This window comes from Micromonospora sp. D75 (assembly GCF_018070405.1).
In the GTDB taxonomy this organism is placed as follows: Bacteria; Actinomycetota; Actinomycetes; order Mycobacteriales; family Micromonosporaceae; genus Micromonospora; species Micromonospora chalcea.
In genome coordinates, this window is sequence record NZ_JAGPXV010000346.1 from 1 (window position 1) to 6,330 (window position 6,330).

7 protein-coding genes are annotated in these 6,330 nt (G+C 73.3%); 6 read left to right on the top strand and 1 reads right to left on the bottom strand.

What is annotated here, in order from left to right; all coding sequences use genetic code 11:
* From KBX39_RS19985 to KBX39_RS20010, 6 genes are all read left to right on the top strand, one after another.
* Positions 1–746: phosphatidylinositol mannoside acyltransferase (locus tag KBX39_RS19985; protein ID WP_210871935.1), on the top strand; the 746-nt coding region annotated here is incomplete at its 5' end.
* A 12-nt stretch (positions 747–758) separates the two neighbouring features.
* Positions 759–1,919 (top strand): glycosyltransferase family 4 protein, encoded by a 1,161-nt coding sequence (locus KBX39_RS19990; protein WP_043325002.1) that lies wholly within the window; start codon positions 759–761, stop codon positions 1,917–1,919.
* A gap of 83 nt (positions 1,920–2,002) precedes the next feature.
* Entirely contained in the window at positions 2,003–2,506 is a 504-nt protein-coding gene (locus KBX39_RS19995) for a hypothetical protein (RefSeq protein ID WP_043325001.1), read from the top strand.
* Between the two features lie 125 nt (positions 2,507–2,631).
* A complete protein-coding gene (pdxS, locus tag KBX39_RS20000; protein WP_043325000.1) occupies positions 2,632–3,543 on the top strand; it encodes a pyridoxal 5'-phosphate synthase lyase subunit PdxS in 912 nt (303 codons plus the stop codon).
* Between the two features lie 76 nt (positions 3,544–3,619).
* Positions 3,620–4,225 (top strand): pyridoxal 5'-phosphate synthase glutaminase subunit PdxT, encoded by a 606-nt coding sequence (pdxT, locus tag KBX39_RS20005; RefSeq protein WP_043324999.1) that lies wholly within the window; start codon positions 3,620–3,622, stop codon positions 4,223–4,225.
* A gap of 234 nt (positions 4,226–4,459) precedes the next feature.
* The gene (locus KBX39_RS20010) at positions 4,460–5,209 is read left to right on the top strand and encodes a YebC/PmpR family DNA-binding transcriptional regulator (RefSeq protein WP_043324998.1); all 750 of its coding nucleotides are present in this window, start codon (positions 4,460–4,462) and stop codon (positions 5,207–5,209) included.
* A gap of 68 nt (positions 5,210–5,277) precedes the next feature.
* Here KBX39_RS20010 and KBX39_RS20015 read toward each other — a convergent pair.
* A partial coding sequence (locus KBX39_RS20015) for an ABC transporter permease (protein ID WP_210871936.1) occupies positions 5,278–6,330 on the bottom strand: 1,053 nt, incomplete at its 5' end.

Sequence of the window (6,330 nt, forward strand, 5' to 3'; positions counted from 1 at the left end):
ACGCGCTGGTGCGCGAGGGCCTGCGCTCGTACGCCCGGTACTGGATGGAGGCGTTCCGGCTGCCCGGCCTGAGCCGGGCGCAGATCCTCGCCGGGTTCCGCCTGGACGGGCAGGAACTGCTCGCCGCCGACGTGGCGGCCGGGCGGGGCGCGGTGGTGGCGCTGCCGCACGCCGGCAACTGGGACGCGGCCGGCGCCTGGGTGGCGGCCACCGGCTGGCCGATGACCACGGTGGCCGAGCGGCTCCCGGACGGCGTCTACGAGCGGTTCGTCGGGTTCCGGGAAGGGCTGGGCATGGAGATCCTGCCCAACACCGGCGGCCCGCGTCCCGCGTTCGACGTGCTGGTGGACCGGCTGCGCGCCGGCTACGTGGTGCCGCTGCTGGCCGACCGGGACCTGTCGGCCCGGGGCGTGGAGGTCGACTTCTTCGGCGGCCGGACCCGGATGCCGGCCGGGCCGGCGCTGCTGGCGATCCGCACCGGCGCGCCGCTCTACGTGGCCTCGATGTGGTACGAGCCGGACGCCGCGTGCGCGTCGATCGACGGCCCGCTGCCGCTGCCGGAGCCGGACAGCGCCCCGCTGGACGAGCGGGTCCGCGCGGTGACGCAGCGGATTGCCGACGGTCTGGCGGCGGGCATCGCCCGGCATCCGCAAGACTGGCACATGTTGCAGCGGATGTGGCTGGACCAGGGCCGGGACGGTACGCCCACGTCGGCGGCGCCGCCGGCCACCACCGGGACGGTCTAGGGGGAGGGCGCAGTGCGTATCGGCATCGTGTGCCCGTACTCGTTCGACGTGCCGGGCGGGGTGCAGAACCACGTCATGGACCTGGCCGAGGCGCTGCTCGGGCTCGGCCACGAGGTGAGCGTGCTGGCGCCGGCCGACGAGGACTCGGCGCTGCCGCCGTACGTGGTGTCGGCCGGGCGGGCGGTGCCGCTGCCGTACAACGGTTCGGTGGCCCGGATCGCGTTCGGCCCGGTCTCCACCGCCCGGGTGCGGCGTTGGATCACCCGGGGCGACTTCGACGTGCTGCACGTGCACGAGCCGCTCACGCCGAGCCTGTCGATGCTGGCCGTGCTCTGCGCCCGCGGCCCGGTGGTGGCCACGTTCCACACCGCGATGACCCGTTCCCGGGTGCTGTCGGCCGCGCAGGGCGCGCTGCAGATCGTGCTGGAGCGGATCACCGCCCGGATCGCGGTGAGCGCGCTGGCCCGCAAGGTGCAGGTCGAGCACATGGACGGCGGCGCGGTGGAGATCCCCAACGGGGTGGCGGTGGCGAAGTTCGCCGGGGTGCCGCCGCTGCCCGGCTGGCCGGGGGAGTGCGCGCCGGGCACCGGCGGCACGCTGGGTTTCCTGGGCCGGTTCACCGAGCCGCGCAAGGGCTTCCCGATCCTGCGGGACGCGTTCGTCGCGCTCGCGCCGCACCGCCCCGGGCTGCGCCTGCTGGTCGCCGGGCCGGGCGACGCCGACGAGCTGTACGGGCGGTTCCCGGCCGCCCTGCGCGACCGGGTCACGTTCCTCGGCCTGGTCTCCGAGGCGGACAAGGCACGCATGTTGCGCAGCGTGCACCTCTACGTCGCACCGAACACCGGCGGGGAATCCTTCGGGATGATCCTCACCGAGGCGCTGGCCGCCGGGACGACTGTGGTCGCCAGCGACCTGGACGCGTTCCGCCGGGTGCTCGACGGCGGCCGGGCCGGACAGCTGTTCCCGACCGGCGACGCGGCGGCGCTGGGCGGCGCGCTGTCCGAGCTGCTCGACGACGCCGGCCGCCGCGCCGGGCTGACCGCCTGCGGCGACCAGGTGGTGGCGAATTTCGACTGGCCCGTGGTTGCCCGCCGTGTTCTGGAGGTATACGCAGCCGCGATCGAGGCCACCGACGGCCGGGTCATGGACCAGGAGTGGGCGGGACTGGGCTGACCGGGGTGGCCGCTGCGGCCGCTGTGACGAGCGCGTCGACCGGTGCCCCGCGCCGGGCGGGCGGGATGAGGAGCAGCACTACGATGCCGGGCATGTGGTGGGTGGTGGGCGCGGTCGGTGTGCTCGGGCTGGTCTCGGCGTACCTGATCTGGACCTCCGGCCGGGTGCAGCGGCTGCAGGTCCGCGCGGACTCGGCGGCCCGCGCGCTGGAGGCGCACCTGCTGCGCCGCGCGGCCGCCGCCGCGGTCCTGGCCGAGCAGCGGTACGGCGTGGAGCTGTACGCCGCCGCCCGGATCGCGCTCGACGCCGCCCCGGAGGAGCGCGAGGCGGCCGAGAACGACCTGACCCGGCAGTTGCGGGCGGTGCGGCTGGACCCGGACGACCCGGGCTGCGCGGCGGTGATCGCGGCGAGCCGCCGGCTGGCGCTGGCCCGGCAGGTGCACACCGACCTGGTCCGGGACGCCCGCTCGGCGCGCAGCCGCCCGGTGGTGCGGCTGTTCCGGATGGGGCGGGGGCGGGAGTGGCCCCGCTACTTCGACATCGACGATCCCACGCTGGCCTCCCCGGCGGACGTGACCACCGGCTGACCGCCGGTCGTGACCGGGGCCACACGGCAGGCCACCGGGGGTTCGATTGGCGCTCGGAGCGGCGTCGCGACGGTCGTAGCATTCCTGCGCAGTCACCTCCCGAGCACGCCGAGGAGCGATGTCCCGTGTCTGAGTCCGCAGCCCCGACCCCCGCCACCGCCGTCGGCACCGCCCGCGTCAAGCGCGGCATGGCCGAGATGCTCAAGGGCGGTGTGATCATGGACGTGGTCACCCCCGAGCAGGCGAAGATCGCCGAGGACGCCGGCGCGGTGGCCGTGATGGCGCTGGAGCGGGTGCCGGCCGACATCCGCGCGCAGGGCGGGGTGTCCCGGATGAGCGACCCGGACATGATCGACGGCATCATCTCCGCCGTCTCGATCCCGGTGATGGCAAAGGCCCGCATCGGCCACTTCGTCGAGGCGCAGATCCTCCAGGCGCTCGGCGTCGACTACGTCGACGAGTCCGAGGTGCTGACCCCGGCCGACTACGCCAACCACATCGACAAGTGGGCGTTCACCGTCCCGTTCGTGTGCGGCGCGACGAACCTGGGCGAGGCGCTGCGCCGGATCACCGAGGGTGCCGCGATGATCCGCTCGAAGGGTGAGGCGGGCACCGGTGACGTCTCCAACGCCACCACCCACATGCGCAAGATCCGGCAGGAGATCCGCCGGCTCCAGTCGCTGCCCGACGATGAGCTGTACGTGGCGGCCAAGGAGCTGCAGGCCCCGTACGAGCTGGTCAAGGAGGTCGCCGAGCAGGGCAAGCTGCCGGTCGTGCTGTTCACCGCGGGCGGCATCGCGACCCCCGCCGACGCGGCCATGATGATGCAGCTCGGCGCCGAGGGCGTCTTCGTCGGCTCGGGCATCTTCAAGTCCGGCAACCCGGCGCAGCGGGCCGCCGCGATCGTCAAGGCGACCACGTTCCACGACGACCCGGACGTGCTCGCCAAGGTGTCGCGCGGGCTGGGCGAGGCGATGGTCGGCATCAACGTCGACGAGATCCCGCAGCCGCACCGCCTCGCCGAGCGCGGCTGGTGAGCGAAAGGAAGGGCCCCCTGTTAACGCCTCCGGTAGAGGCGGGGCCCCTTGTTAACACGGTGGCGGGAGGAGCGGCGTGACCGTACCGGTGATCGGCGTGCTCGCGCTGCAGGGCGACGTACGCGAGCACGTCGCGGCGCTGACCGGCGCGGGCGCCGACGCCCGGCCGGTGCGGCGCCCCGGCGAGCTGGACGCGGTCGACGGCCTGGTGGTGCCCGGCGGCGAGTCGACCACGATCAGCAAGCTGGTGGACATCTTCGAGATGCGCGAGCCGATCGACAAGCGGATCGCCGCCGGCATGCCGGTCTACGGCTCCTGCGCCGGCATGATCATGCTGGCCGTCGAGGTGCTGGACGGCCGCCCCGACCAGCGCGGCTTCGCCGGCGTCGACATGACGGTGCGGCGCAACGCGTTCGGCCGTCAGGTCGACTCGTTCGAGGCGCCGGTGGCGCTCACCGGCGTCGACGGCGGCCCGTTCCACGCCGTGTTCATCAGGGCGCCGTGGGTCGAGCGCGTCGGCCCGGACGTCGAGGTGCTCGGCCGGGTGACAGACGGCCCGGCCGCGGACCGGATCGTCGCGGTACGGCAGGGCAACCTGCTGGCCACCTCGTTCCACCCGGAGCTGACCGGCGACCTGCGCCTGCACCGCCACTTCGTGGAACTGGTCCGGGCGAGCCGCTGAGCGGCCGGTCCGTCCCTGATTGTGCCGGTTCGGGCGGCTCGGGGCGGGCCGCTGCCGTGCGGCGCGTGACAGTGACCCGGCCCCCGCCGGTAGGATTGCCGAGATTCGGCAGGGCCATCAGCCCGCCGCGGCTCCCAGCAGAGATCACGGCACCTCGGCGTCGGCGTGCGCCGGCGGGGGAGCGGGGCGTGTGGTGCGGTCGATGCAGACGGCGGGTAGCAACGGAGGTAACAGATGTCCGGCCACTCAAAGTGGGCGACGACCAAGCACAAGAAGGCGGTCATCGACGCCAAGCGCGGCAAGATGTTCGCCAAGCTGATCAAGAACGTCGAGGTGGCCGCCCGTACCGGCGGTGGTGACCCGGCCGGCAACCCGACTCTCTATGACGCCATCCAGAAGGCGAAGAAGAACTCGGTCCCGAACGACAACATCGACCGCGCGGTCAAGCGCGGCTCCGGCCTGGAGGCCGGCGGCGCCGACTGGCAGACGATCATGTACGAGGGTTACGGCCCGAACGGCGTGGCGATGCTGATCGAGTGCCTCACCGACAACCGCAACCGTGCCGCCACCGAGGTGCGTACCGCGCTGACCCGCAACGGCGGCTCGCTGGCCGACGCCGGCTCGGTGTCGTACATGTTCTCCCGCAAGGGCGTGGTGATCGTCCCCAAGGGCGGCACGACCGAGGACGACGTGATGATGGCAGTGCTCGACGCGGGCGCGGAGGAGGTCAACGACCTCGGCGAGGCGTACGAGGTGGTGTCCGAGCCGGGCGACCTGATCGCGGTCCGCACCGCGCTGCAGGACGCCGGCATCGAGTACGAGTCGGCCGAGTCCTCCCTCATCCCCAGCGTGAACGTGCCGCTGGACGAGGAGGGCGCGCGCAAGATCTTCAAGCTGATCGACGTGCTGGAGGACTGCGACGACGTGCAGAACGTCTACGCCAACTTCGACGTCTCCGACGAGGTGATGGCCGCGGTCGGCTGACCCCGGTCCGACGTGCCGAGCGCCGGCTCCCCGCTGCGGGGTGGCCGGCGCTCGGCGTATGCCCGTCGTCAGCCGATCGGCTCGCGCTGCCGCCACGCCGCCCGCACCGAGGTCCGCCCGTTGGTGCGCAGCAGCGAGCCCTCGTAGACCCGGGCCCCGGCGAGCAGGAACCCGGCCGCCGCGAGCAGCAGCAGCGCCAGCGACACGAACGGCTCCCACGTCGCCGCGTCACCGGTGAACAGCCGTACCGGCATCGCTGTGGGCGCGGAGATCGGCAGGTACGACAGGACCCGCATCGCGGTGGCGTTGTCGTTGAGGAACACCACCGCGAAGAACGGCGCCATCACGGCGAGCTGCACCGGGGTGGACGCCCCGGCGATGTCCTCCTGCCGGTTCACCAGCGCACCGGCCGCCGCCCACATCGCAGCCAGCAGCAGGAAGCCGCACAGGAAGAACGGCACGAACCAGCCGATCGCGGGCGCGATCAGGCCCAGCAGGTCACCGCCGTCGGTCAGGCGCATCCCGATCAGCGCGACCGCCGCGATCAGCGTGATCTGCCCCAGCGCCAGCGCGCCCGCGGCGAGGATCTTGCCGGCCAGCAGCGCCCGGGCCGGCACGGCGGCCACCAGGATCTCCACGATCCGGGTCTGCTTCTCCTCGGTGACGCTCTGCGCGATCTGCAACCCGAACGTCTGGGACATGAAGAAGAAGACGAACGCGAAGGCGAACGGCACCAGGTACGCGACGAGTGGATCCACCGCGTCCGGGTCCAGCAGCTTCACCTGCGGGGCCGCGCTGAGCGCGGCGACCACGTCGTCCGGGGCCCGCTCGTCGGCGACCACCACCGGACCGGCCACCACCGCGGCGTCCGCGTCGCCGTCGCGTACCGCCTGCTCGGCGGCGCCGTCGTCGGCGACCAGCAGGACGTCCAGCCCGGCCGCGCGCAGCGGTTCGGCGCCGGCCGCGGTCACCGCCACCGTGGACGGGCCGCTGCTCAGCATCGCCGGCACCACGGTGGCCACGACGGCGAGCAGCAGGAAGATCAGCGTGCTGTAGAGGAACGTCTTGTCGCGGACCTTGACCTTGATCTCGCGGGCCGCGACCAGCCGGGTGGCCTGGAA

Coding starts and splice junctions, on each gene's coding strand:
- KBX39_RS19995 (WP_043325001.1), top strand. CDS start 2,003: ATGCCGGGCATGTGGTGGGTGGTGGGCGCGGTCGGTGTGCTCGGGCTG.
- KBX39_RS20010 (WP_043324998.1), top strand. CDS start 4,460: ATGTCCGGCCACTCAAAGTGGGCGACGACCAAGCACAAGAAGGCGGTC.